Source organism: Neisseria sp. SLRRB23 (genome assembly GCF_050896295.1).
Classification (GTDB): Bacteria; Pseudomonadota; Gammaproteobacteria; order Burkholderiales; family Neisseriaceae; genus Neisseria.
This window is the reverse complement of record NZ_JBPBFH010000012.1, coordinates 24802-46979: the sequence shown is the minus strand read 5'-3', so window position 1 is coordinate 46979 and position 22178 is coordinate 24802. Positions and strand designations below refer to the sequence as shown.

Below are 22178 nucleotides of genomic sequence, written 5' to 3'. Positions count from 1 at the left end.
TCCATGTCCGAAAACAAACAAAACGAAGTCCTGAGCGGTTACGAACAACTCAAACGGCGCAACCGCCGCCGCCTCGTAACGGCAAGCTGCCTGGTTGCCGCCTCCTGCCTGCTGCTGGCGGCCACCCTCAGTTCCGATCCTGCCGAAAATCCCCCTGCCGCACCGACTGACGAAACAGGCAGCATGGAAAACCAAGCGGCAAGCACGGTACAAACCCCGACCTTAAAATCCGCCTCAGAAGGTGTTGAACCCGCCGCCGACAAACCTCAAGACCTGGCCGGTGAAGAACAAGCACCTGCCGCCGACAACGGAATCAGCGAACCTGAAGACGTAGGCGCACCATTGGTCATCATCAACGACCGACTCGACGACAGCAATATCAAAGGCTTGGAGTCATCCGCAAAACCGAAACAGGAAGAAGCTGCCGAGAAACTGCAACAGGCAGAAACCGCCAAAACCGAACCGAAGCAGGCAAAACAACGCGCTGCCGAAAAAGTGTCGGCAACTGCCGACAGTACGGATACGGTAGCGGTTGAAAAACCGAAACGCACTGCCGAACCCAAACCGCAAAAAGCGGAACGCACTGCCGAAGCCAAGCCCAAAGCCAAAGAAACCAAAACCGCCGAAAAAGTTGCCGACAAACCGAAAACTGCCGCCGAAAAAACCAAACCGGATACGGCAAAATCCGACAGCGCGGTAAAAGAAGCGAAAAAAGCCGACAAGGCTGAAGGCAAAAAAACAGCCGAAAAAGACCATTCGGACGGCAAAAAACACGAAACGGCACAAAAAAGCGACAAAGCGGACAAGACCAAAACCGCCGAAAAAGAAAAATCCGAAAAATCCGGCAAAAAAGCCGCCATTCAGGCAGGTTATGCCGAAAAAGAACGCGCCTTGAGCCTCCAGCGCAAAATGAAGGCGGCGGGTATCGATTCGACCATTACTGAAATCATGACCGACAACGGCAAAGTTTACCGCGTCAAATCAAGCAACTATAAAAACGCAAGGGATGCCGAGCGCGATTTGAACAAATTGCGCGTACACGGCATCGCCGGTCAGGTAACGAATGAATAACCTCCCCGTTGCTGACATCCTCATCTTCGCCATCATCGCCGCCTGCATCGTCATTTCCACGATGCGCGGCGTGATTGCGGAGGCAGGCTCAATGGCGGCATGGGTGGTTTCCTTTTTTTTCGCCAAACTCTTTGCCGCACCCTTCGCCGACATCGCCTTTGCATCGTTCCAACCTCGCCTGTTTGCATTGGCTCTGTCGTTCATTTCCCTATTCGTCATTGCCTGTCTGATCCAGAAAATACTCCGCTCGCTGCTGACCGGCGCAGTTTCGGCGGTCGGTTTGGGCTTTGCCAACCGCATTTTGGGCGGCGTATTCGGTGCATTGAAAGGCGTTTTGATTGTTACCCTGCTGATCATGCTTGCTTCAAAAACCGACCTGCCCGATACCGAAGAATGGCGGCAATCTTACACACTGCCGTTTTTCGTATCGCTTTCCGAAGCCGTGTTAAACCATGCGGACGACAGGGATGGGGCTTTGGAAGACGATTGATTGCCCTGCTGGCGTTTCAGACGGCATCAAGCCGATTCTAATTTCAGAGGACATCGCCAAAAACGGGGTTTTAAACATCAAAAACGCAACCACCCAAAATATGCCCACGGTGCGCCGCGTACCGCCCGCCCTGATAGGGGTAGTGCCGACGGCGGCAGGCGGTTTGGGCGATGCTCACACGGCGGCGGAAGTCTCCGCTTCAAGCCCCGCGCGGCGGCGGAAACCGAGTAAAAAATGCCGTCTGAAGCCTTCAGACGGCATTTTTGCGAGAAATATTTCCCCTGCCGCACACGCCGCCCCTCATAACCGGCCCGGCTTTATCCGCCATACCGCGCCTGCCCGCCCCTCATCGGGCATTGTCAACAATTCAGGCAAAAAACCGCCGTTTGCTTTATAATTCCGTTTTACCCTTAAACCTCGAATCGGAGAAGACGATATGTGCGGCGTATTAGGTTTGGTCAGTCATGAACCCGTGAACCAGCTTCTGTACGACGGCTTGCAGATGTTGCAGCACAGGGGACAGGATGCGGCGGGCATTGTAACGGCCGAAGGCGGTACCTTCCATATGCACAAAGGCAAAGGGATGGTGCGCGAAGTCTTCCGCACACGCAATATGCGCGATTTGGTCGGCAACGCCGGCATCGCCCACGTCCGTTATCCTACTGCGGGCAACGCCGGCAGCAGCGCGGAGGCGCAGCCTTTCTACGTCAGCTCGCCTTTCGGCATCGTTTTGGCGCATAACGGCAACCTCACCAACACGGCCGAACTGTATGAAAACGTGTGCAACAAACACCTGCGCCACGTCAACACCAGCTCCNATTCCGAAGTTTTGCTCAACGTATTCGCGCACGAATTGCGCCGCGAAGTCTCTAAAAACGCCGACCCTCACCGGCTCAATGCCGACAATATTTTCAACGCCGTTGCCGAAGTCCACCGCCTGGTGCGCGGCGCATACGGCGTGGTTGCCATGATTGCGGGCTACGGTATGCTTGCCTTCCGCGACCCTTACGGCATCCGCCCGCTGGTATTGGGTTCGCAAACCGACAGCGAAGGCAGGAAATCCTATGCCGTCGCCTCCGAATCCGTTGCCTTCAACGCGCTTGCCTACGATTTGGAACGCGATATCCGGCCGGGCGAAGCGGTATTTGTCGGCTTTGACGGCACAATCATCGCCCGACAATGCAGCGATAAGGCCAAACTCAGCCCCTGCCTTTTTGAATATGTTTATTTTGCCCGCCCCGACTCTGTGATTGACGGCGTATCGGTTTACCAGTCGCGCTTGGATATGGGCGTGTCCTTGGCGGAAAAAATCAAACGCGAGCTGCCCGTGGACGGCATCGACGTCGTGATGCCCATTCCCGATACCAGCCGCCCCAGTGCAATGGAGCTTGCCGTCCACCTCAACAAACCCTACCGCGAGGGTTTGATTAAAAACCGCTATATCGGCCGCACCTTTATTATGCCCGGCCAGGCGACGCGTAAAAAATCCGTGCGCCAAAAACTCAGCCCGATGGAAACCGAATTTGCAGGCAAAAGCGTGTTGCTGGTGGACGACTCCATCGTGCGCGGTACGACCAGCCGTGAAATCGTCGAAATGGTACGCGCGGCTGGCGCGCGCAAAGTCTATATCGCCTCCGCCGCGCCCGAAGTGCGCTATCCCAATGTGTACGGCATCGATATGCCCACGCGCGAAGAGTTGATTGCCAATGGGCGCAGCGCGGCGGAAATCGCCGCCGAAATCGGCGCGGACGGCATCGTTTTCCAAAATTTGAGCGATTTGGAAGCCGTCGTCAAAGCACTCAACCCGAAAATCGAATCCTTCGATTCGTCCTGTTTCAACGGCATTTATCAGACCGGCGACATCGATGATGCCTACCTCGACCGCCTGTCCGCCGAGAAATCCGGCTGCGGCGGCCTGAAAATCCACCCGAGCAGGATGGAACACAGCATCAGCATCAGCGATGCGGGCGACGAAGAATAAGGCTTCCCAAACCGCGATGCCGTCTGAAATCCGAACGTTGGGTTTTCAGACGGCATTTCCCATATCGGCATCACATTTCCCATTTCATCCGCACGCAATATGAGTACCGAAACCAAAAACTACATCACGCCCGCCGGATGGCAGGCATTGAAAGACGAACTTTACCGGCTGGTCAACAAAGAACGCCCCGAAATCGTCCAAATCGTTAACTGGGCGGCAGGCAACGGCGACCGCAGCGAAAACGGCGACTATCTTTACGGCAAACGCCGTATGCGCGAAATCGACCGCCGCATCCGTTTCCTGACCAAACGTTTGGAGGCTGCCGTCGTCGTTGATCCCGAATTGCGCGAAGCGACCGACCAAGTGTTTTTCGGCGCGACGGTCGGGCTGTTGCACGGCGACGGGCGCGAGCAAACCGTCAAAATCGTCGGCATCGATGAAATCGATACCGCGCAAAACAAAATTTCTTGGATTTCGCCGCTGGCTCGTTGCCTGATTAAAGCGCGCGAAGGCGACGAAGTGGTTTTAAACACGCCGGAAGGCCGTGAGGAAATTGAAATCCTTTCTGTCGAATACATTAAAATCGACTGATCGGGAATGCCGTCTGAAACGGCACAAACGCGCCGTTTCCCAAATAAAGGAATACCGAATGAGGAAAATCCGCACCAAAATCTGCGGCATCACCACACCGGAAGACGCAGCGACCGCCGCAGCGGCAGGTGCGGATGCCGTCGGGCTGGTCTTTTTCCAAGGCAGCAGCCGGGCCGTCGATATTGCCCGCGCCAAAAAAATCACCGCCGCACTGCCGCCGTTTGTCAGCGTTGTCGCCCTTTTCGTCAACGAAAGCGCGCAAAACATCCGCCGCATCCTTGCCGAAGTGCCGATACACTTAATCCAATTCCACGGCGACGAAGACGATGCATTCTGCCGGCAGTTCGACCGCCCCTATATTAAAGCCATTCGTGTTCAGACGGCATCAGACATCCAAAACGCCGCCCACTGCTTTCCCAACGCTCAGGCACTGCTGTTCGATGCCTATCACCCTTCGGAATACGGCGGCACCGGACACCGCTTCGACTGGACGCTGTTGGCGGAATATTCGGGCAAACCGTGGGTGCTTGCCGGTGGGCTGACCCCTGAAAACGTCGACGAAGCCGTCCGCATCACCGGAGCTGAATCTGTCGACGTATCCGGCGGCGTAGAAGCGTCTAAAGGCAAAAAAGACCCCGCCAAAGTTGCCGCCTTTATCGCAACCGCCAACCGCCTATCCCGTTAAAGCAACAAAAATTGCCGCCGGAATGACTTATAGTGGATTAACAAAAACCAGTACGGCGTTGCCTCGCCTTAGCTCAAAGAGAACGATTCTCTAAGGTGCTGAAGCACCAAGTGAATCGGTTCCGTACTATTTGTACTGTCTGCGGCTTCGTCGCCTTGTCCTGATTTTTGTTAATCCACTATAATCTAAAAAATTTATGTTATTAAATCAGTAATTTCTGATGAATTTTGAAAACCTAATCCCGTCATTCCCGCGCAAGCGGGAATCCGGCTCGTTCGGTTTCGCTTGTTTTAAGTTTCGAGTAACTTCCACTTCGTCATTCCCGCGCAGGCGGGAACCCGGTTCATTGAGCTTCAGCTATTTAGAATAAATTTTGAAACTCTAATCGCGTCATTCCCACGAAAGTGGGAATCCAGGACGTAAAATCTCAAGAAACCGTTTTATCCGATAAGTTTCCGCACCGACAACTCTGGATTCCCGCCTTCGCGGGAATGACGGCGGAGCGGTTTCTGTTTTTTCCGGTAAATACCCACAAGCTAAAATCCTGTTATTTTCACAAAAACAAAAAACCAAAAACAGCAACCTGAAATTCGTCATTCCCACGAAAGTGGGAATCCAGTTTTTTGAGTTTCAGTCATTTCCGATAAATTGCCTTAGCATTGAATGTCTAGATTCCCGCCTGCGCGGGAATGACGAATCCATCCGTACGGAAACCTGTACCACGTCATTCCCACGAAAGTGGGAATCCAGTTTTTTGAGTTTCAGTCATTCCCGATAAATTGCCTTAGCATTGAATGTCTAGATTCCCGCCTACGCGGGAATGACGGCGGAGCGGTTTCTGTTTTTTCCGGTAAATACCCACAAGCTAAAATCCTGTTATTTTCACAAAAACAGAAAACCAAAACAGCAACCTGAAATTCGTCATTCCCGCGAAAGTGGGAATCCAGTTTTTTGAGTTTCAGTCATTCCCGATAAATTGCCTTAGCATTGAATGTCTAGATTCCCGCCTGCGCGGGAATGACGGCGGAGCGGTTTCTGTTTTTTCCGGTAAATACCCACAAGCTAAAATCCTGTTATTTTCACAAAAACAAAAAACCAAAAACAGCAACCTGAAATTCGTCATTCCCGCGCAGGCGGGAATCTGGTTCGTTCGGTTTCGCTTGTTTTAAGTTTCGGGGAACTTCCACTTCATCATTCCCACGAAAGTGGGAATCCAGTTTTTTGAGTTTCAGTCATTTCCGATAAATTGCCTTAACATTGAATGTCTAGATTCCCGCCTGCGCGGGAATGACGAATCCATCCATACGGAAACCTGCATCCCGTCATTCCCACGAAAGTGGGAATCCAGTTTTTTGAGTTTCAGTCATTCCCGATAAATTGCCTTAGCATTGAATGTCTAGATTCCCGCCTGCGCGGGAATGACGGCGGAAATCTTGTTTATATTGAATCAAAAAAACCTGCACCTTAATCAGTTGGCGGTTTAGTCCGACTTTTGGGGTGCAGATCAAGCTTTCAGACGGCATTTCCTTTAAAACTTCATTTCAAGCGCGAGGCTGAAGTTCCTGCCCGGTGCGGCATACCTTCCATAGTTGCTGTCTTCGCTGCGTCGGTTTGCCGTGCTTTCCGCAGTCTGACGCAAGGATTCCCAAGTAACGTAGCGGTAGTTGCCGATATTGTAGATAGCCGCCCTCAAGGTCAGCCGTTTTTTCAGATTCAGATAGGCGGAAACATCTGCCGTTTTCCAAGAAGACGTAACCCTTCCTGCCGAATATCGTTTTTGATCGCCTGCCAGATAAGCAAGCTCGTCAGGGTTTTTCCCTTTGGAATAGGTCAGCATAATGTTTGCGCCCCATTTCCCCTCGGGCTGGTCGTATCCGAACCCCAAAACATAACGCGACGGCTGTACCGCATCCAAAGCATAGCTGCGGAGAGACAAGTCCGGCCGGTTGGATACCGATTTCGGTTTGATACGGTTGTACGCCAAAGTCGTGTACAAACCTTCGGGCAGTTTGCCGTACACACCGTTCCAGTCGATTTTTCCCAATATATTAATGCCTTGGAGCGACATATTTTGGGCATTGTAATAATCGCGTATATCAATCTCTGTCAATCGTCCTGTTGAATCCGGCAATTTGGTTTTTTGATCGGCAACGGCAATCATATCGGTATAGCGGTTGCGGAAGCTGCTGATTTCCAAAAAGCCGAAATCACCCTTCCACTGCAAACCGATTTCTCGGTTGGCTGCCTTTTCCGATTTCAGGGCGGGACGCTGCCAGCCTTTCGGATAATCGTGATAAATATCTATCCCGAAAAGTTCTTGGAATGAGGGCGTTCTGAAGCCGCTGGAGGCGCGGTAAGACAAAGAAAAATGCCGGTTCGGTTTGAACACGATACCGCTGTTCCACGAACGGTCAACATACCGCCCGCTGCGGACGAGTTCTTCCGACGTGGTGAAGTTTTGCCGGTCATACCTGCCGCCCAAGCTGAAATCAAAATATTTGCCGATTGAAAAACGGTCGTTCAAAGAAATGTGGATATTGCTGCCGTTGATTTTTCTTGGCACGCATTTGCGGGAACGCAGGGTTTCGATATAGCCGCAGACCGACCCTTCGACGACTTCGGGCTTACCCAAACGGTACTTATCTTTGCCGTCGTCGGTGTACTCCCCCGTGTGTTCCGAAATCCTTGCCGCATTGTGGGAAAGCTGTTCGGGGCGGGAAACTGCTTTGGAAGCATCGTAACCGAAGCCCAAAGTCAGATGATGTTTCGTCCATTTGTTTTTCAGCGATTTCTCAAACGAGGCATTCAAAACATTGTGCTGTTCGCGGTAGTGGAAACGGTCGCTGCTGTCGTAGGAATACGGTTTGTCCGCCGACGCGCGGCAAGATTTGTCCACGGCAGGATACACGGCGCAATTCAGCTTCAGCGTGTTGTTGTCGGTTGCCACGCCCTGTTTGTCAAACGACAACACCGTCTTGTCCGCCCAGTTGTCAGAATACGCTTCGTTTTCATAACGGTACAGCAAACCCATACGGCGGCGGCGGTGATGTTCGTCAATAAATTTGGTGCGGGAATATTTCAAACCTATGCCCTTGACCAAATTTGTATCGACCTTCCACTCTTCTATATTCGGCCTAAAATACAAGCCGTCGCGGAAATCGTTGCCGTCGTACACCCCGCTCTTGTCGCTAAACTTTTTCGCCTCGTTCGTACCGTAATACTGTTTTTCCGTCATATCGCGGATATCGTAACGCTGTTTGGTATCCTCAAACACGCCGCCGACATAATGCCTGCCGCCGAAGCGGTAGCCCAGCTTGGCAAGCCACGAACCGCTGCGGTAATCCATCGGATCGGGCAATATCCTGCCGCCGCCCGTGTAAGCTTGGGCGGACAGGTTTTCGTGGCGCGCCTGCGCCTCCCGCACCATCGCTTCTTCTTCAGCACTTAAAGGCTGATTTTTTTCAATACGTTCTTTTACCCAGCGGTTGAGCTGGTTTTTCAAATAGTTTCCGTTGCCCGCCAATTTTGCCACGGGCTTGGGTTCACGCTCGCCCTCCGCCAGGAAATATTCCGCCTTTTTATTCTGCTTCTGAATATCGTATGTCTGGCGGAACGCGTCCAAACGGTCTATGCCGTATTCCACCCCGTCCGCAATATCGCCGTGCGGGCGCGTTTCCCGCCCTTGGCGTTCGGTTCGGATTANCAGCCCTTCCCAACCGTCTTTGCTGAACCCCGCGCCGAGCGACTTCATAAATTGGCGGTTTTTACTGCCGTAGGCGGTTTTTGCCTGTATCCCCCAGCTTTTGCCGTCTGAAATCAGGTCTGCCGCTTCTTTGGTGCGGAAAGCGACCGCGCCGCCGAGTGCGCCGCTGCCGTGATCGGACGAACCGGCACCTTTGTCGATTTCCACCGTGCTGATGTTTTCATATTCGATTTCGTTGATTGCACCGCTGCCGCCGCGTCCGCCGTATCCGCTCAACGATCCCTGCACGGTAAACGCCTGTATTTGGGCAACGCCGTCAACCGAAACCGCCACACGGTTTTTATCCACGCCGCGTATCGAGTAGCCGCCGCTCGCGCCGTTGCCCTGTTCGACAACCGCCACGCCCGGATCGTAGCGCGTCAGGTCGCGGATACCGAGTACCTGTTCTTTGTTCAACGTTTCCGACGTTTTGACGATTTTGCCCAAACCGGTCGCCTCTTTCGATCGCCGTTCCACTTTGGCGGCACGGACGGTAACCTCTTTCAGGGATTGGGTCTGCGCGGCATCAGGTGTCGCCCCCCCCGCTTGGGCGGCATAAGCCGGAAAAGCGGTTGCAATGGCCAAGGCAGTCAGAGTCAGCGGAAAACCGTGTTTCTTCTTCATTTTTCCACCTCTTTATTATCTTTCTTCGCGCCGAATACCACGCCGAATTGGGGTTTAACTTCAGGTTTTAACTGTTCGCCAACATCAGCTTCAGCTTCAGCTTCATTTTCAGTATCTTCAGTTATATCAAGAGATTTCCCATCATTATTGAAAATAGTACCGCCCAATTCCTCCGCCTGCGGGCCGTAAAAGCCTCCTTCTACACGAAGATCATTAGCTTGGAAGGTTTTGGGGTTGGTCGAATCATTTCCCGAAAGATTGATGCCGTTATCCCGAGTGCGCGCTGTCGCATGGAAACCATTGCCCTCAATCTTGCCGTTTTCAATATGGAAAGCAGGTTGTACGCCGTTTTTCTCCGTCAGCGTTCCGGAAATCGATTTCCCGCCGAAATCAACGGTAAATTCTGCTTTTGCCGCTTTATCCGCATGATTGTCCCATTGAATGGGTTTGCTGATACGCGCTTCCCAAGTGCCCGTATAATGCGCCGTTCCGGTTTTTGGAATGTCGGCTTCTGCCGTGCGGATACCTTTCAGGAAAAGGTCGATGTCCCTGCCTTTAGGGGCTTCCGGAGCGGGCAGGATGCCGTCTGAACCGCCACCGCCGCCTTCTTCCGGCGATTCTTCTTCGGGGTCTTCAGCTTCTTCACCTTCGTCTTCTTCGCTGCCTTCGTTTTCTGCGGCTTCGTCTTCCGCACTTCCTCCTTCATCGCCGATTTCGTCTTCGCCTCCTTCGCTGCCTTCTGCGGCTTCATCTTCCGTGCCTTCTTCGCCGTTACCAACGCCTGTATCCTCTTCCTCCTCCCTTTTATCTTCCGCCTTTGGTTTACTTGCCGGGCGGTCGGTTTTTATCCGTCCGAGTTTCACATAGGTCAAAAAGTCGCAACAAGCACTGACGGTCATTTTCCTGCCGTCGGCAAGATTGATGGTTTGTTCTTGGTTTACCAAAGGAATTTCACGCCCTTCGACAAGAAGTTTGTCGGGATGACCAAGATCGGGCATAGAGGAAATGGCAAACTGGCGGGCATTTTTATCACTTGCCTCGTCAACGGAAATTTTTAGAGAATCCAAGATTTTGGTGTGTTTTTCAGACGGCATAGCAGGATTTGTGCCTGATGCGTTTGTTTTTTTGCCTGCGAATACGCCGAATACGCTGTTGTCGTTGCTGATAAACCGTCCGGCAAGCTCTTCTCCGTTATCGCCGAAAAAACCGCCCTCAAGCCGCTGATCGGCATTGGTATGGAAAAACAAATGCTCCTTCTTGGCATGGCTTTTCGCTAAATCAGGATTGACACTGGCACTGCCGGTAAAGCGGTTGCCGTTTAAATCGGCAGTGATGTTGTAAATGGTCAGCGGTTTTTTAGGTTCATCTGGATTATTCTTATTTTGCACATACTGATTTTTAATTAATTGACCTGTCAAAGTTTTCTTATCGAAATCAACCGTATATTCGGCAGGATGCCTTTCTCGGTCATCGGCAGTCGCAGCATAAGAAGTCGCTCCGACATTTTGACCATAATAAGTGAGATAACCCAAATCTTCGCTAGGATCTCCTGCTTTTCCTGTGCGATGACGTATGGCATCGGTCATATATTGCCAGTTACCGGAATATTGCACCGTTCCCGCGCTCGGTAAAGATTGGGAAGGATGTTCTCCGGAATAATATACAAAACCGTCATGACCAAACCGGTAGGTAAACTGCTTGCGATTTGAAGTCCACTCAATTTCATCTGTTCCGTTTTTAGTATATACATAACCGACATCCACAAATTTATAACCATATTTTTTATTTTCCTTTTCCGATGTGGTAATGCCTGCCGTAGGATTTCGTTGATGAATTTTATCTTCAAGCTGCTGACGTTGATCTTTTTTGGAACCGTATAAAAACAGGATATCTTCCTCTTTAAACGACAGCTTTTCTTCTGCTTGTTTGCTATTTGGAAAATCATTGCCATCCTTATCAGAAGTTGCAATATTCCGTCTCAACAGCCGCATTGCCGCACCGACGGCGGGCTGGTTGACCGGCGTGATTTCTATAGAAGGTTTGGCAGGGGGCGGAGTGGGAACGTCCTCAGGTTTGGACGGTTTGGAATCTGACGGGGTTTGCGCGGTCGGCGTTGGTTTGGCAACAGGCTGTACGCCGAAATTGCCGCCACAGGCTGCCAGCATCAACGGCAGCAAGGCAATGCTGAAATAATTCAGTTTACGCATCTCTACTTCACTTATGAGTTGATAATAAGTGTCATTATACTTATATATGGATATAATATAAATTATTTTTTAGACTGTGTTTTAATATAGTGTTGATAGGCGTACTTGGCTTTAAGGTATTCAATAGGATAGGTTTATTCCTAACCGGAAAATAATTGTCTTTTCCCTTGCAAAGAATTGAAATCAACAGATTACTAAAACACAGCCTTTTTTTATTAAAAAATGCCGTCTGAAACCAAGTTCAGACGGCATTTTTGCCCAGCTCCGACAGGGTTTGAAACCGCCGGCGAATCAGATTGTCCTTTAAGGGTTTACAAACCCAGCTCGCGCAGGAAGCGGATGTCGTCCGCCCAACCGGATTTGACTTTAACCCATACCTTCAAAAATACTTTGGTATCAAACAGTTTCTCCATATCTAACCGTGCTTCGGTGGAAATTTTCTTCAAACGCTCCCCGCCTTTGCCGATTAAAATCGCCTTTTGGCTTTCCTTATCGACCAAAACGGCGATATAGATGCGGTTCAAACCGTCTTCCTCTTCAAACTGCTCCACTTCGACGTTCATCGCATAAGGCAGCTCCTCGCCCAAATAGCGGAACAATTTTTCACGCACGATTTCCATCGCTAAAAAACGCGCCGATTTGTCCGTAACCATGTCTTCGGGATACATCGGCACGCTTTCGGGCAGATACGGCTTAATCAGCTCCAACAAATTGGCAATCCGCAATCCGTGTTTCGCACTGACTGCCTCCGCCGCCGCAAATTCAAATTCGGCGCGCACTTGGGCAACAAACGCCTCCAGCGCGTAACGGTCTTTCGCCTTGTCCTTATCGATTTTGTTGACCACCAAAACCACAGGCGTGTGCTTGGGCAGTTGTTTCAACACGACGCGGTCGGCATCGGTAAAACGCATCGCTTCCACGACGAAAACCACCACATCCACGCCGCCGAGCGCCTCGGTAACATTTTGGTTCAAACGGTCGTTGAGCGCGTTGCGGTGGTCAGTTTGAAAGCCTGGCGTATCGACAAACACAAACTGCGCGGTATCGTCGGTATAAATCCCCGTTACGCGGTTGCGCGTCGTCTGCGCCTTTTTGCTGGTAATACTGATTTTCTGACCGATCAGATGATTCATCAGCGTTGATTTGCCGACATTCGGACGGCCGACAATCGCTACGAAGCCGCAACGGTATCCGTCGGCGGCACGTTCCCCTGCAAGGAAGGTTTCAATATCCATATTTGCTTTCGTATCCATATTTCAGACGGCATATTCACGCGCCGCCTCATTTCTTTTTCTTCTTCAGCGGCAGCTTCTCTTCCAGCCATTTCAAAGCCTCTTTCGCCGCTTCCTGCTCCGCCGCCTTGCGGCTCGTCCCTTTGGCACGGCACACGAAACCCAGTTCGCCCAAATCGCAGGAAATGACAAACATACTGTCGTTGGCATGGCCGATTTGCTCTTCGATACGGTATTTCGGCAAGGCGAAACGGCGCGCCTGCAACGCCTCCTGCAAAGCAGTTTTGCCGTCTTTTGCCTGATTTTGGAAATCGACTCGCCGGACGCGTTCTGCAAACAAATGGCGCACCACCTTTTCCGCCGTGTTGAAATCGGCATCGAAGCTGACGGCGGCAAACATCGCCTCCATCGCGTCCGCCAGTATCGAAGGCCGTCTGAAGCCGCCGCTCTTCAACTCGCCCGCCCCCAAATACAGACCGTCGCCGACATTCATTTCCGCCGCCATTTCCGCCAGCACGCCCTCATTGACCAGACTCGCCCTCAACCGCGACAACTCGCCCTCGGTCAACTTCGGAAACGCGTCAAACAGCATCCGCGCCACCGTATAATTCAAAATCGAATCGCCGACAAACTCGAACCGCTCGTTGTGCTTCGCATGATGGCTCCTGTGCGTCAAAGCCTGCCGCAAAAGCGAAATATCGCGGAACGCGTAGCCCAGTTTCTTCTGTATCGCCGCGTGTGCCTGCTGTTTCAAAACATCGTCTTTCATTACCGTCTTCCGCAAAAAACAGCCCGAATGCGTTTCCATACTCCAAAAATACAGAAACACCTTAAGGCTGCAAACGGCGCACATTGTACCACCAAACCGCCGCCGTCTGCCGACAACGCACGAATCGTGGTAAAATCCGTAAGTTTTCCCCCAACGTATTCCCGTAATGAACGCATTTGCACAAGCACTTTCCTCGGCACTCGACCGCTGTATCGCCACCAACACCGTCGCCAAACAAAACCGGCCCGTCGGCTTCCTCTACCGCGAAGCCCCCGTTTTTGAAAACGACAGCGGCTGGCGTTTCTTCAGCGGCGACGAGACCGACGAATACACCGACGACCCGGACAACTTCAGCATCGTCAGCCTCGCCGATATCACCAAAACCAACCCTGAAACCGCCGCACTGCTCTCCCAACCTGAAGGCAGCGCGTGGGAATTGGCAGAAGACGGCACATTCCAAACCGTTGCCGACTGGCAGCCGCAAGACTGAAACCTTCAGACGGCATTCCGAAACCCCGAATACCAAAGGACACCCAATGAATACCATCGCCCCCAACCTCGACGGCAAACACCTCCGCATCGGCATCGTACAGGCACGTTTCACCAACGAAATCGGCAGCGAAATGCTCAAAGTCTGCTGCCGCACCCTCCAAGAATTGGGCGTGGCAGACGAAAACATTACCGTCGCCACCGTACCCGGCGCGCTTGAAATCCCCATCGCGCTGATGAACCTTGCCTCTTCCGAAAAGTTTGACGCACTGATTGCCATCGGCGTCGTCATCCGTGGCGAAACCTACCATTTCGAGCTGGTTTCCAACGAATCCGGCGCAGGGATCGGCCGCGTCGCACTCGACTACAACATCCCGATTGCCAACGCCGTCCTGACCACCGAAAACGACGCGCAGGCAATTGAACGGATTGGAGAAAAAGCCTCGGATGCCGCCAAAGTCGCCGTAGAATGCGCCAACCTCGTCAACCTTCTGCTCGAAGAACAGTTTGAAGACGAAGAATAACAAACAGGGCGTACACCAATACGCCCTTTCCGTTTCAGACGGCATACCGTGCCGCCCAACCGTTTCAAGGAAACATCATGAAAACAGCCCGCCGCCGTTCCCGCGAGCTTGCCGTACAAGCCGTTTACCAATCCCTTATCAACCGCACCGCCGCGCCCGAGATTGCTAAAAACATCCGCGAAATGCCCGACTTTGCCAAGGCAGACGAAGAATTGTTCAACAAACTTTTCTTCGGCACGCAAACCAACGCAGCGGACTACATCCAAAAAATCCGCCCGCTGCTCGACAGGGACGAAAAAGACCTCAACCCCATCGAACGCGCCGTCCTGCTGACCGCCTGCCACGAGCTGTCCGCCATGCCCGAAACACCCTACCCCGTCATCATCAACGAAGCCATCGAAGTTACCAAAACCTTCGGCGGCACGGACGGGCACAAATTCGTCAACGGTATCCTCGACAAACTCGCCGCTCAACTCCGCCCNGACGAGCCCAAACGCCGTTGATACTCCGGAAAATCCGAATCGGAAAATACACAAATGCCGTCTGAAAAACCTTTCAGACGGCATTTTGCTTGACCGTTCAATCAATGTTGGCCTGTTTGGTTTTTGACCGCATCGGCCACTTTGCCGACGCCATCGGCCAGTTGGTAGGCTTGGGCGCCGGCGGCATCTGATTATTTTGAAATTGCCATTTCAATGACTTGCTCAACATAGTTGTTTTCCAAATCAATTACGTCTCCTTTTTTTTGTTTTGATATTTTTAATTCGTCATACGCGTAAAAAATAGCAATTTTTTTCCCTTCACAAAATAAATGTCTGTCGGATTTATTCATCATATACATACTTTCATTCCTTACGATGCCTTTACCATCTATAAAACTAAAACTATTCGGTATGTTTCTTCTTTCCATTCCTGCCTCATATATTGACGATATTACTCCGGAAACGCTTCTGGTGATAATCTGTCCGGAATCAATATTAGCCCACCATTCATCCGACGCAAACAATCCTTTGTCTTTTTTGATGCCAAAGATACTTTCGTCATTCAATGACAGTAATCTTGTATTTTCAATATATTCCTTCGTTCTTCTGTTTGTCATATCTTGCTTAAAATCATAAACCAAATACATATCATCATCTAAATTTAAATAGCTCATTTTATATCTCCAATTTTTTCAAAACTGCACCGTCCAGCCGATTTCGCCGCCCGCGCGCATCGGGACAAGTTCGCCATCGCCGTAGGGAACACTTGCGGGGACGGTTTGGCTTTGTTTGACGAGGGTGATTGTGTCGGTATTTTCGGGAATGCCGTAGAACCTTGCGCCGTTTTTCGAGGCAAAGGCTTCGAGTTTGTCCAACGCGCCTGCTTTTTCAAATACTTCGGCGTAAAGCTCGATGGCGGTCATCGCGCTGAACATACCGGCGCAACCGCAGGCGTTTTCTTTAGCGGATTTGGCATGCGGTGCGGAGTCGGTGCCGAGGAAGAATTTGTGCGCCTTATCGCTGGTAACGGCGGCGACCAATGCCTGACGGTGGGTTTCGCGTTTGAGTACGGGCAGGCAGAAATGATGGGGGCGCACGCCGCCGACCAAGAGATCGTTGCGGTTGAGCAGGAGATGTTGCGGGGTCACGGAGGCGGCAACGTTGTCGCCCGCTTCCAAAACAAGGCGGGCGGCTTCGGCGGTGGTGATGTGTTCGAACACGACTTTAAGATTCGGCACTCGCGCCAAAACGGGTTTCATCACGCGCTCGATAAAGGCGGCTTCGCGGTCGAAAATGTCGATTTCGGGGTCGGTTACTTCGCCGTGAACGAGGAACAGGATGTCCTGTTTCGCCATTTCTTCCAAAACGGGGATGAGTTTGAACAGGTCGGTTACGCCGGAATCGGAATTGGTCGTCGCGCCTGCGGGGTAGAGTTTGAAGGCGACGATGCCGGCGGCTTTGGCTTCGCGTACAAGTTCGGGCGTGGCGTTATCAGTCAAATAAAGCGTCATCAACGGCTCAAACGCGCTGCCTTCGGGCAACGCCGCCATGATGCGCGCTTTGTAGGCAAGCGCGTCGGCTACGCTGACGACGGGCGGTTTGAGGTTGGGCATGATGACGGCGCGCCCCATCTGGCGGGCGGTATAGGGTGCAACGGCTTTGAGCGCGTCGCCGTCGCGCAGGTGCAGGTGCATATCGTCGGGGCGGATGATGGTCAGGATTTGCATGGTTGTTCCTTTTTAGATTTTTGGTTTCCAAACGGCATGCCGACTTTATGCCGTCTGAAGTTAGGGGAGAATTAGGGATTTCCCATTATGGGAACGGTGCGTCAGGTTCAAAACTGCCTGTACAGGTAAATCCGGGGAATCGGCGGTTTGTGCGGTCAATACGGTTTCTTCGGAGCTGCCCGCTTCCCGCCAGGCATAGCTGACTTGGCGGATTTCAAATGATGCCTGCACCGACTGTTCCGCCCTCAATTCTATATTGGCATTTTTCGGCGGCTGTCGGACAAGTCCGTCAAAATGTTCCAAAAGCACGGCACTGTCTGCCCACTCGGCTTTCACACTGCAACTGTCGCGCGTCAGGCTCAAATAATAAATGCCGCCATCGCGTTCAAGCGTCCACAACACCTGTACATCGGGCTCTGCAACAGCGGGCGGCAGACGGGACAGGTCTTCCTTTCCGACAGGGACAAAATGTCCGACAGCGGCAAACTTGGAAACCGATTCAAAACTGCCTTGAGTCAGGACGCAGGCATTCCGGAACAAATCAACGGCAATGCGCGCAAAGCTTTGTCGATCCTCGTCGGAAGGTTGATTTTTGGCACTGCATGCAGCAAAAATAAAAGTTACAAACAACACAATCGGGCGGATTATCTGCATTTCAGACGGCATTTATTTGTGTTGGACGACCAGCCTGAATACGCCGTCCTGCTCCGAAGCATCCAGCAGCACATGACCGGTTTGGCGGCAGAACGCCTCAAAGTCCCCCGGCGCGCCGCCGTCGGTTGCCAGAACGGTCAACACGTCGCCCTGCTGCATTTGCGCCAAAGCCTTTTTGGCACGCAAAATAGGCAAAGGGCATTTCAGCCCGATAACGTCCAAAGTTTCGCTGTTCATGTTCCGATACCGGTTAAAAGTTTAAATAAAGCCGAATTATACCCCACTTGCTTGCAGCCCTCCCTACCAACCCATAAAATAAAGCCGTTTTCAACTTGGAGAAATCTATGCGCCGCGCCATCCTTCTGATTTTGGCCCTGACTGCCGGCACGTCCCTTGCCACCAGCTTCAGCCAAAAAGACACGCCGATCAACACCCGCTACCGCGAAACGCCCGAAGAAGCCGCCGCCCGCGAATTTAAAGAACATACCGCCGAACTGCCGCCGCTGCCCGATACGCACTCGGACGGCTGGTTCGACATTTATGTGGATGAAAATTACGGCAAACAGCCGAAAATCCTGCTCGACAGCCTGCAAATTATGCCCGCACCCGACGGCAGCATCCGCTACATTCTCAATATCCGCTCCGACAAAGGCTACGACAACCTGACTGCCGAAGGCATATTCTGCGCCCGCTCATCCATCCGTTTCGGCAACGACAAACTTTCCTCCTACAAAGTGTTCGGCTACGGCGACACGGTCAACCGCCGTTGGATACAGCCCCGAAACGCCGAATGGAAACCGATAGGCGGGGCATTAAGCCGCAACGACGCATTACGCGCCGTGCTGTATGCGGCATTCTGCGAAGACGGCATACCGACCGACACGCACGGCCTGATACAACGTTTGAAAGAACGTGCCGGACATTATGCGCCATCGATGAAACAACTCTCCAAATAAACCGGATATAAAAATGCCGTCTGAAACAATTTTCAGACGGCATTCGCATTATCAGGCATCATGCGGCGGCAACTTTGTCCTGACGGAGCAACAACGTAATCAAACTGCTGATTCGCTGCTTCATCTCACGCCGGTCGACAATCTGGTCGATTGCGCCTTTTTCCAGTAAAAACTCAGCACGCTGGAAGCCTTCCGGCAAGGTTTCCCGTACAGTCTGTTCAATAACGCGCGGTCCCGCAAAACCGATTAGGGCATTGGGTTCGGCCAATACGACATCGCCGAGGAAAGCAAAGCTGGCGGATACGCCGCCCATGGTCGGATCGGTCAATACTGATATAAACGGCAGGCGTTTTTCCGTCAACAAGTGCAGCGCGGCACTGGTTTTCGTCATCTGCATCAATGAGTTCACACCCTCCTGCATACGCGCACCGCCGGAAGCCGCCACACAGACGAACGGACAATTGTCGGCAACCGCCCGACGGATACCTTGTACGAATCGTTCGCCCACAACCGAACCCATCGAACCGCCGATAAAGCGGAATTCAAACGCAGCAACCACAACGGGCAGGCCGTTCATCTTGCCTTTCATCACCACCAAAGCATCATCTTCCCCGGTCAGCTTGCGTGCCGCACTCAAACGATCCGGATATTTTTTGCTGTCTTTAAACTTCAAAGGATCGGTCGGTTTGACATTTCCGGCAACCTCCTCTCTGCCATCCTCATCCAAAAGCAGATTCAGGCGTTGTCGTGCCGACAACGGATTGTGGTGGTTGCATTTCGGACAAACCTGATTGTTCTGCTGCAACTCGGTAGAATAAACGGTTGCCGAACAAGACGGGCATTTGTGCCATAGACCCTCGGGAACATTGGAAGAACCGTCTTTTCCGCGATTCTTGATTTTGGGTGGCAGGATTTTATCTAACCAGCTCATGGACAACTCCTAAAATATTCAGGATAAGGAACCGCCGTCAGCGCACGGCATCCTTCAACTCTTTGACCAAAGCACCGACGGCGGCAGCCTCGTTGCCTGTATTGTTTTCGATTTCTTTCACAATCCGGCTGCCAACAATAACTGCGTCGGCAACCCGACCGATTTTGCGTGCACTTTCCGCATTGCTGATACCGAAACCGACACCGATGGGAATATCTATATACTGACGCAAATACTCTATTCTACTCGAAACTTCATCCGTATCCAAACTTGCCGCACCCGTGACCCCTTTGAGCGATACATAATAGACGAAACCACCTGCAAATTGTGCAATGGTCTTAATGCGCCCTTCAGTCGTTGTAGGTGCAATCAGGAAAATACAGTCAACCCCGTTGCCTTTCAGCTCGCGATATAAAGAATCAATGGTTTCAATGGGGGAATCCACTGTCAACACCCCGTCCACACCCGCCTTTGCGGCCTCTTGTGCAAACTCCCGATAACCCATCTTATGTATAGGATTCAAATACCCCATCAAAACAACCGGCGTTTGAGTATCGGTCTCACGAAACTTTCTGACAACATCCAAGACCTCACGCAGAGAAACACCGTTTACCAACGCCCGTTCCGCCGCACGCTGAATAGTCGGACCGTCCGCCATCGGGTCGGAAAAAGGCACACCCAACTCTAAAATATCCGCACCATTTTCCACCATACTGTGCATTATTGCCAAAGTTGTCCGAATATCGGGATCGCCCACCGCAATATAGGGAATCAATGCCTTTCCGCCATCCAAAGCGGCAAAAGCCTGCCGGATTCTGCTCATTTGTCTCTTCCATCCTATCGGCAAATACGCCGTAAAATACAATCAGTAAATTTTTCCCAGTATAACATTTGCGGTACGGATAGGCGAATACGGCAATCAGAAACCGCGTAGATCAGAGCCGCCGTTTGAACGAGGCAGAAATAAACGGCAAGCATCTCGGATTAACAAAATTCAAAATCAAGACAGGGCAATACCATACCAGTTTTGTCAACCCGCTATAAAATTGCATAAAAAATAGACGCTGTAAAACACAGCGTCTATTTTTTTATCTGGCGGAGTAAGAGGGATTCGAACCCTCGATGCAGGTTGATCCCACATGCTTCCTTAGCAGGGAAGTGCCTTCAGCCTCTCAGCCATTACTCCTAAGGAAAGTAGAATTGTAATTAACTTTGTTGATACCGTCAAGAAGAAACAGGAAGTATAAATATCAGCATCTTGAAATTAAATAATATTTACCTCATTAATACTAGCAATCGGCGTTTCTCAAAACAAAATATCCTTATATATTACGTCCCATCAGGGGGCGCATTACTTTTCTTATCAATCAAATCCTCATAAAAAATGCTTTTGGGCATCTTGCTTAGCTTCCTGAAACCACGCATCTTCAGGAAAACGTGCAAGTGCCGCATCCAATGTTGACAGCAGGTTTTGCGACAGGGCTTTGGTCAGGTATTCCTCCTCGTTGGCTTCTGCCGCTTTATCGGGCTGTTGTGCCAAACCGTCGGCACGAGCTTTGTGTCCGTGTGCCAAATAATTGAGGGCGGTAATTTTTTACGCCCAAAGCTGCGGTATGTCGGGATTGTCTTCAATCATGACGGAAAGGATGGATACGGCGGTCGACAGCCTGCCGCCGTTCATTCTAAGGTCGAGGGACCGGTTGGGCGGCAGGGTGCTGAGTGTTTCTGCCATTCTGAACCAAAATTCGCCGCTAGCTTCGTCGGGTGCGTTCAATTTGAGCATTTCATAGTGAACCTCCTGATCATCGTTTTGCACGAGACCCCATACTTCGGCAAGGATTTTCTGTTCTTCACGACTCAAGTGTTGCCATTTTTCAATATGTTGCTGCATATCTTTTCCCTTTGAACCTGTTTTATACGGTCTGAAATACAGCACGAACCCTATCCAAATCTTCCTGCGTATCCACACCGGCGGCGGGGGCTTCTTTGGCGGTTTCGACGGCGATGGGGTAGCCGTGCCACAGGACGCGCAGTTGCTCCAGCGATTCAATGGTTTCCAGCGGCGAAACGCTCATTTCGGCATAGCGTTGCAGGAAGCCGACGCGGTAGGCGTAGATGCCGATATGGCGCAGGACGGCGGTTTCAGACGGCATTTCGCGTTTTCCGGCACGCATTACATCGCGCGGATAGGGAATCGGGGCGCGGCTGAAGTAGATGGCGTTGTGGTTTTTGTCGAGGACAACTTTGACGGCGTTAGGATTCATCAATTCGTCGAAATCGTGCAATTCGTGGGCAGCGGTCGCCATTTGGACGTTGTTTTCCACCAAGACTTCGGCAGTGCGGTCGATGAGTTCGGGGGCAATCAGCGGCTCGTCGCCCTGTACGTTGACAACCACCAGATGTTGCGGCAGTTTCAGCGCGGCAGCAGCTTCGGCAAGGCGCGTCGTGCCGCTTTCGTGCCGGTTTGAAGTCATGACGACTTCGACGCCGTGCGCCTGACAGGCCGTCTGAATATCGGGATGGTCGGTAGCAACGACGACGCGCGCGGCTTTACTTTTTGCCGCCTGTTCGGCAACGCGCACGACCATCGGTTTGCCGTGGATGTCCGCCAAGGCTTTTCCGGGCAGGCGCGACGAATCCAGCCGCGCCGGAATCAATACGACAAATTCGGTCATGCTTTGAGTTCCTCTTCGCTCAACGCTCGCGCTTCGTTTTCCAGCATATAGGGAATGCCGTCTTTAATCGGATAAGCCAGCTTCGCCTGACGGCTCCACAATTCCTGTTTGTCCTGATGATATTCCAGCCTGCCTTTGGTAACGGGGCAGACGAGAATGTCTAAGAATTTTTTTTCCATAGGGTCTCTTTCGAGTTTATAGTGGATTAACAAAAATCAGGACAAGGCGACGAAGCCGCAGACAGTACAAATAGTACGGAACCGATTCACTTGGTGCTTCAGCACCTTAGAGAATCGTTCTCTTTGAGCCAAGGCGAGGCAACACCGTACTGGTTTTTGTTAATCCACT

General features: G+C 51.7%; 23 protein-coding genes, 1 tRNA gene and 1 pseudogene. 10 read left to right on the top strand and 15 right to left on the bottom strand.

What is annotated here, in order from left to right:
* The first annotated feature begins 3 nt into the window (after positions 1-3).
* The 6 genes from ftsN to ACRPFF_RS04585 all read left to right on the top strand — a co-directional run bounded on the left by ftsN (position 4) and on the right by ACRPFF_RS04585 (position 4818).
* Positions 4-1071 (top strand): cell division protein FtsN, encoded by a 1068-nt coding sequence (ftsN, locus tag ACRPFF_RS04610; RefSeq protein WP_432673920.1) that lies wholly within the window; start codon positions 4-6, stop codon positions 1069-1071.
* Positions 1064-1561: a CvpA family protein gene (locus tag ACRPFF_RS04605; protein ID WP_432673919.1), complete on the top strand. Its 498-nt coding sequence runs from the start codon at positions 1064-1066 to the stop codon at positions 1559-1561. The genes ftsN and ACRPFF_RS04605 overlap by 8 nt, the downstream gene beginning before the upstream one ends.
* Positions 1539-1958 (top strand): hypothetical protein, encoded by a 420-nt coding sequence (locus ACRPFF_RS04600; protein ID WP_411712458.1) that lies wholly within the window; start codon positions 1539-1541, stop codon positions 1956-1958. Before ACRPFF_RS04605 ends, ACRPFF_RS04600 begins: the two co-directional genes overlap by 23 nt.
* Positions 1959-1997: 39 nt before the next feature.
* Positions 1998-3542 (top strand): amidophosphoribosyltransferase, encoded by a 1545-nt coding sequence (purF, locus tag ACRPFF_RS04595; RefSeq protein WP_432673918.1) that lies wholly within the window; start codon positions 1998-2000, stop codon positions 3540-3542.
* Between the two features lie 99 nt (positions 3543-3641).
* Positions 3642-4133: a transcription elongation factor GreB gene (gene greB / locus ACRPFF_RS04590; RefSeq protein WP_432673916.1), complete on the top strand. Its 492-nt coding sequence runs from the start codon at positions 3642-3644 to the stop codon at positions 4131-4133.
* Between the two features lie 58 nt (positions 4134-4191).
* The gene (locus ACRPFF_RS04585; RefSeq protein ID WP_432673915.1) at positions 4192-4818 is read left to right on the top strand and encodes a phosphoribosylanthranilate isomerase; all 627 of its coding nucleotides are present in this window, start codon (positions 4192-4194) and stop codon (positions 4816-4818) included.
* A gap of 1382 nt (positions 4819-6200) precedes the next feature.
* Here ACRPFF_RS04585 and ACRPFF_RS04580 read toward each other — a convergent pair.
* From ACRPFF_RS04580 to rnc, 5 genes are all read right to left on the bottom strand, one after another.
* The gene (locus tag ACRPFF_RS04580; RefSeq protein ID WP_162817098.1) at positions 6201-6341 is read right to left on the bottom strand and encodes a hypothetical protein; all 141 of its coding nucleotides are present in this window, start codon (positions 6339-6341) and stop codon (positions 6201-6203) included.
* A 5-nt stretch (positions 6342-6346) separates the two neighbouring features.
* Complete coding sequence (locus ACRPFF_RS04575) at positions 6347-9184, bottom strand: lactoferrin/transferrin family TonB-dependent receptor (protein WP_432673914.1); 2838 nt, start codon at positions 9182-9184, stop codon at positions 6347-6349.
* Positions 9181-11391: a transferrin-binding protein-like solute binding protein gene (locus tag ACRPFF_RS04570; protein WP_432673912.1), complete on the bottom strand. Its 2211-nt coding sequence runs from the start codon at positions 11389-11391 to the stop codon at positions 9181-9183. The genes ACRPFF_RS04575 and ACRPFF_RS04570 overlap by 4 nt, the downstream gene beginning before the upstream one ends.
* A 311-nt stretch (positions 11392-11702) precedes the next feature.
* A complete protein-coding gene (era, locus tag ACRPFF_RS04565; RefSeq protein ID WP_029609263.1) occupies positions 11703-12626 on the bottom strand; it encodes a GTPase Era in 924 nt (307 codons plus the stop codon).
* 46 nt (positions 12627-12672) lie between these two features.
* Positions 12673-13392: a ribonuclease III gene (rnc, locus tag ACRPFF_RS04560; RefSeq protein ID WP_002236811.1), complete on the bottom strand. Its 720-nt coding sequence runs from the start codon at positions 13390-13392 to the stop codon at positions 12673-12675.
* Positions 13393-13558: 166 nt separating this feature from the next.
* On the opposite strand from rnc, the gene ACRPFF_RS04555 reads away from it, so the two are divergent.
* The 3 genes from ACRPFF_RS04555 (at position 13559) to nusB (ending at position 14908) form a co-directional block, all read left to right on the top strand.
* Positions 13559-13882, top strand: coding sequence for a DUF2185 domain-containing protein (locus ACRPFF_RS04555; protein WP_002238889.1), 324 nt, complete (start codon positions 13559-13561; stop codon positions 13880-13882).
* 46 nt (positions 13883-13928) lie between these two features.
* Positions 13929-14405, top strand: a complete 477-nt coding sequence (gene ribH / locus ACRPFF_RS04550; protein ID WP_432673910.1) for a 6,7-dimethyl-8-ribityllumazine synthase — start codon at positions 13929-13931, stop codon at positions 14403-14405.
* A 77-nt stretch (positions 14406-14482) separates the two neighbouring features.
* Positions 14483-14908, top strand: coding sequence for a transcription antitermination factor NusB (gene nusB / locus ACRPFF_RS04545; RefSeq protein ID WP_432673908.1), 426 nt, complete (start codon positions 14483-14485; stop codon positions 14906-14908).
* Positions 14909-15078: 170 nt separating this feature from the next.
* Here the strand turns inward: nusB and ACRPFF_RS04540 are convergent, their stop codons facing one another.
* From ACRPFF_RS04540 to ACRPFF_RS04525, 4 genes are read right to left on the bottom strand one after another with little or no spacing between them, the layout of a single operon-like run.
* Positions 15079-15561, bottom strand: a complete 483-nt coding sequence (locus ACRPFF_RS04540; RefSeq protein WP_003714722.1) for a hypothetical protein — start codon at positions 15559-15561, stop codon at positions 15079-15081.
* An 18-nt stretch (positions 15562-15579) separates the two neighbouring features.
* Positions 15580-16614, bottom strand: a complete 1035-nt coding sequence (pyrC, locus tag ACRPFF_RS04535; RefSeq protein WP_432673907.1) for a dihydroorotase — start codon at positions 16612-16614, stop codon at positions 15580-15582.
* 60 nt (positions 16615-16674) lie between these two features.
* Complete coding sequence (locus tag ACRPFF_RS04530) at positions 16675-17280, bottom strand: NMCC_0638 family (lipo)protein (RefSeq protein WP_432673905.1); 606 nt, start codon at positions 17278-17280, stop codon at positions 16675-16677.
* Positions 17281-17505 carry a sulfurtransferase TusA family protein gene (locus ACRPFF_RS04525; RefSeq protein ID WP_003675596.1) on the bottom strand — a complete coding sequence of 75 codons (225 nt, stop codon included), beginning with the start codon at positions 17503-17505 and terminating at the stop codon, positions 17281-17283. It abuts the gene before it with no gap.
* Positions 17506-17612: 107 nt separating this feature from the next.
* Between ACRPFF_RS04525 and ACRPFF_RS04520 the strand changes: the two genes are divergently transcribed.
* The gene (locus ACRPFF_RS04520; RefSeq protein WP_432673904.1) at positions 17613-18224 is read left to right on the top strand and encodes a CNP1-like family protein; all 612 of its coding nucleotides are present in this window, start codon (positions 17613-17615) and stop codon (positions 18222-18224) included.
* A 58-nt stretch (positions 18225-18282) separates the two neighbouring features.
* Here the strand turns inward: ACRPFF_RS04520 and accD are convergent, their stop codons facing one another.
* The 6 genes and pseudogenes from accD to ACRPFF_RS04490 form a co-directional block, all read right to left on the bottom strand.
* Entirely contained in the window at positions 18283-19155 is an 873-nt protein-coding gene (gene accD, locus ACRPFF_RS04515) for an acetyl-CoA carboxylase, carboxyltransferase subunit beta (protein WP_107859285.1), read from the bottom strand.
* Between the two features lie 37 nt (positions 19156-19192).
* Positions 19193-19978, bottom strand: coding sequence for a tryptophan synthase subunit alpha (gene trpA / locus ACRPFF_RS04510; RefSeq protein WP_432673902.1), 786 nt, complete (start codon positions 19976-19978; stop codon positions 19193-19195).
* Between the two features lie 270 nt (positions 19979-20248).
* Positions 20249-20341: transfer RNA gene (locus ACRPFF_RS04505), tRNA-Ser, on the bottom strand.
* 189 nt (positions 20342-20530) lie between these two features.
* A pseudogene (locus ACRPFF_RS04500) lies at positions 20531-21046 on the bottom strand (3-deoxy-manno-octulosonate cytidylyltransferase).
* A 22-nt stretch (positions 21047-21068) separates the two neighbouring features.
* The gene (gene kdsB, locus ACRPFF_RS04495) at positions 21069-21830 is read right to left on the bottom strand and encodes a 3-deoxy-manno-octulosonate cytidylyltransferase (protein ID WP_432673901.1); all 762 of its coding nucleotides are present in this window, start codon (positions 21828-21830) and stop codon (positions 21069-21071) included.
* Positions 21827-22009 carry a Trm112 family protein gene (locus ACRPFF_RS04490; protein ID WP_002221286.1) on the bottom strand — a complete coding sequence of 61 codons (183 nt, stop codon included), beginning with the start codon at positions 22007-22009 and terminating at the stop codon, positions 21827-21829. Before ACRPFF_RS04490 ends, kdsB begins: the two co-directional genes overlap by 4 nt.
* Positions 22010-22178: the final 169 nt, after the last annotated feature.

What these genes read in the sequence shown, in the direction of transcription:
- ftsN (WP_432673920.1), top strand. Translation starts at nt 4, where the DNA reads ATGTCCGAAAACAAACAAAACGAAGTCCTGAGCGGTTACGAACAACTC.
- ACRPFF_RS04605 (WP_432673919.1), top strand. Translation starts at nt 1,064, where the DNA reads ATGAATAACCTCCCCGTTGCTGACATCCTCATCTTCGCCATCATCGCC.
- ACRPFF_RS04600 (WP_411712458.1), top strand. Translation starts at nt 1,539, where the DNA reads ATGGGGCTTTGGAAGACGATTGATTGCCCTGCTGGCGTTTCAGACGGC.
- greB (WP_432673916.1), top strand. Translation starts at nt 3,642, where the DNA reads ATGAGTACCGAAACCAAAAACTACATCACGCCCGCCGGATGGCAGGCA.
- ACRPFF_RS04585 (WP_432673915.1), top strand. Translation starts at nt 4,192, where the DNA reads ATGAGGAAAATCCGCACCAAAATCTGCGGCATCACCACACCGGAAGAC.
- ACRPFF_RS04580 (WP_162817098.1), bottom strand. Translation starts at nt 6,341, where the DNA reads ATGCCGTCTGAAAGCTTGATCTGCACCCCAAAAGTCGGACTAAACCGC.
- ACRPFF_RS04570 (WP_432673912.1), bottom strand. Translation starts at nt 11,391, where the DNA reads ATGCGTAAACTGAATTATTTCAGCATTGCCTTGCTGCCGTTGATGCTG.
- era (WP_029609263.1), bottom strand. Translation starts at nt 12,626, where the DNA reads ATGGATATTGAAACCTTCCTTGCAGGGGAACGTGCCGCCGACGGATAC.
- rnc (WP_002236811.1), bottom strand. Translation starts at nt 13,392, where the DNA reads ATGAAAGACGATGTTTTGAAACAGCAGGCACACGCGGCGATACAGAAG.
- ACRPFF_RS04555 (WP_002238889.1), top strand. Translation starts at nt 13,559, where the DNA reads ATGAACGCATTTGCACAAGCACTTTCCTCGGCACTCGACCGCTGTATC.
- ribH (WP_432673910.1), top strand. Translation starts at nt 13,929, where the DNA reads ATGAATACCATCGCCCCCAACCTCGACGGCAAACACCTCCGCATCGGC.
- ACRPFF_RS04540 (WP_003714722.1), bottom strand. Translation starts at nt 15,561, where the DNA reads ATGAGCTATTTAAATTTAGATGATGATATGTATTTGGTTTATGATTTT.
- pyrC (WP_432673907.1), bottom strand. Translation starts at nt 16,614, where the DNA reads ATGCAAATCCTGACCATCATCCGCCCCGACGATATGCACCTGCACCTG.
- ACRPFF_RS04530 (WP_432673905.1), bottom strand. Translation starts at nt 17,280, where the DNA reads ATGCCGTCTGAAATGCAGATAATCCGCCCGATTGTGTTGTTTGTAACT.
- ACRPFF_RS04525 (WP_003675596.1), bottom strand. Translation starts at nt 17,505, where the DNA reads ATGAACAGCGAAACTTTGGACGTTATCGGGCTGAAATGCCCTTTGCCT.
- ACRPFF_RS04520 (WP_432673904.1), top strand. Translation starts at nt 17,613, where the DNA reads ATGCGCCGCGCCATCCTTCTGATTTTGGCCCTGACTGCCGGCACGTCC.
- accD (WP_107859285.1), bottom strand. Translation starts at nt 19,155, where the DNA reads ATGAGCTGGTTAGATAAAATCCTGCCACCCAAAATCAAGAATCGCGGA.
- trpA (WP_432673902.1), bottom strand. Translation starts at nt 19,978, where the DNA reads ATGAGCAGAATCCGGCAGGCTTTTGCCGCTTTGGATGGCGGAAAGGCA.
- kdsB (WP_432673901.1), bottom strand. Translation starts at nt 21,830, where the DNA reads ATGACCGAATTTGTCGTATTGATTCCGGCGCGGCTGGATTCGTCGCGC.
- ACRPFF_RS04490 (WP_002221286.1), bottom strand. Translation starts at nt 22,009, where the DNA reads ATGGAAAAAAAATTCTTAGACATTCTCGTCTGCCCCGTTACCAAAGGC.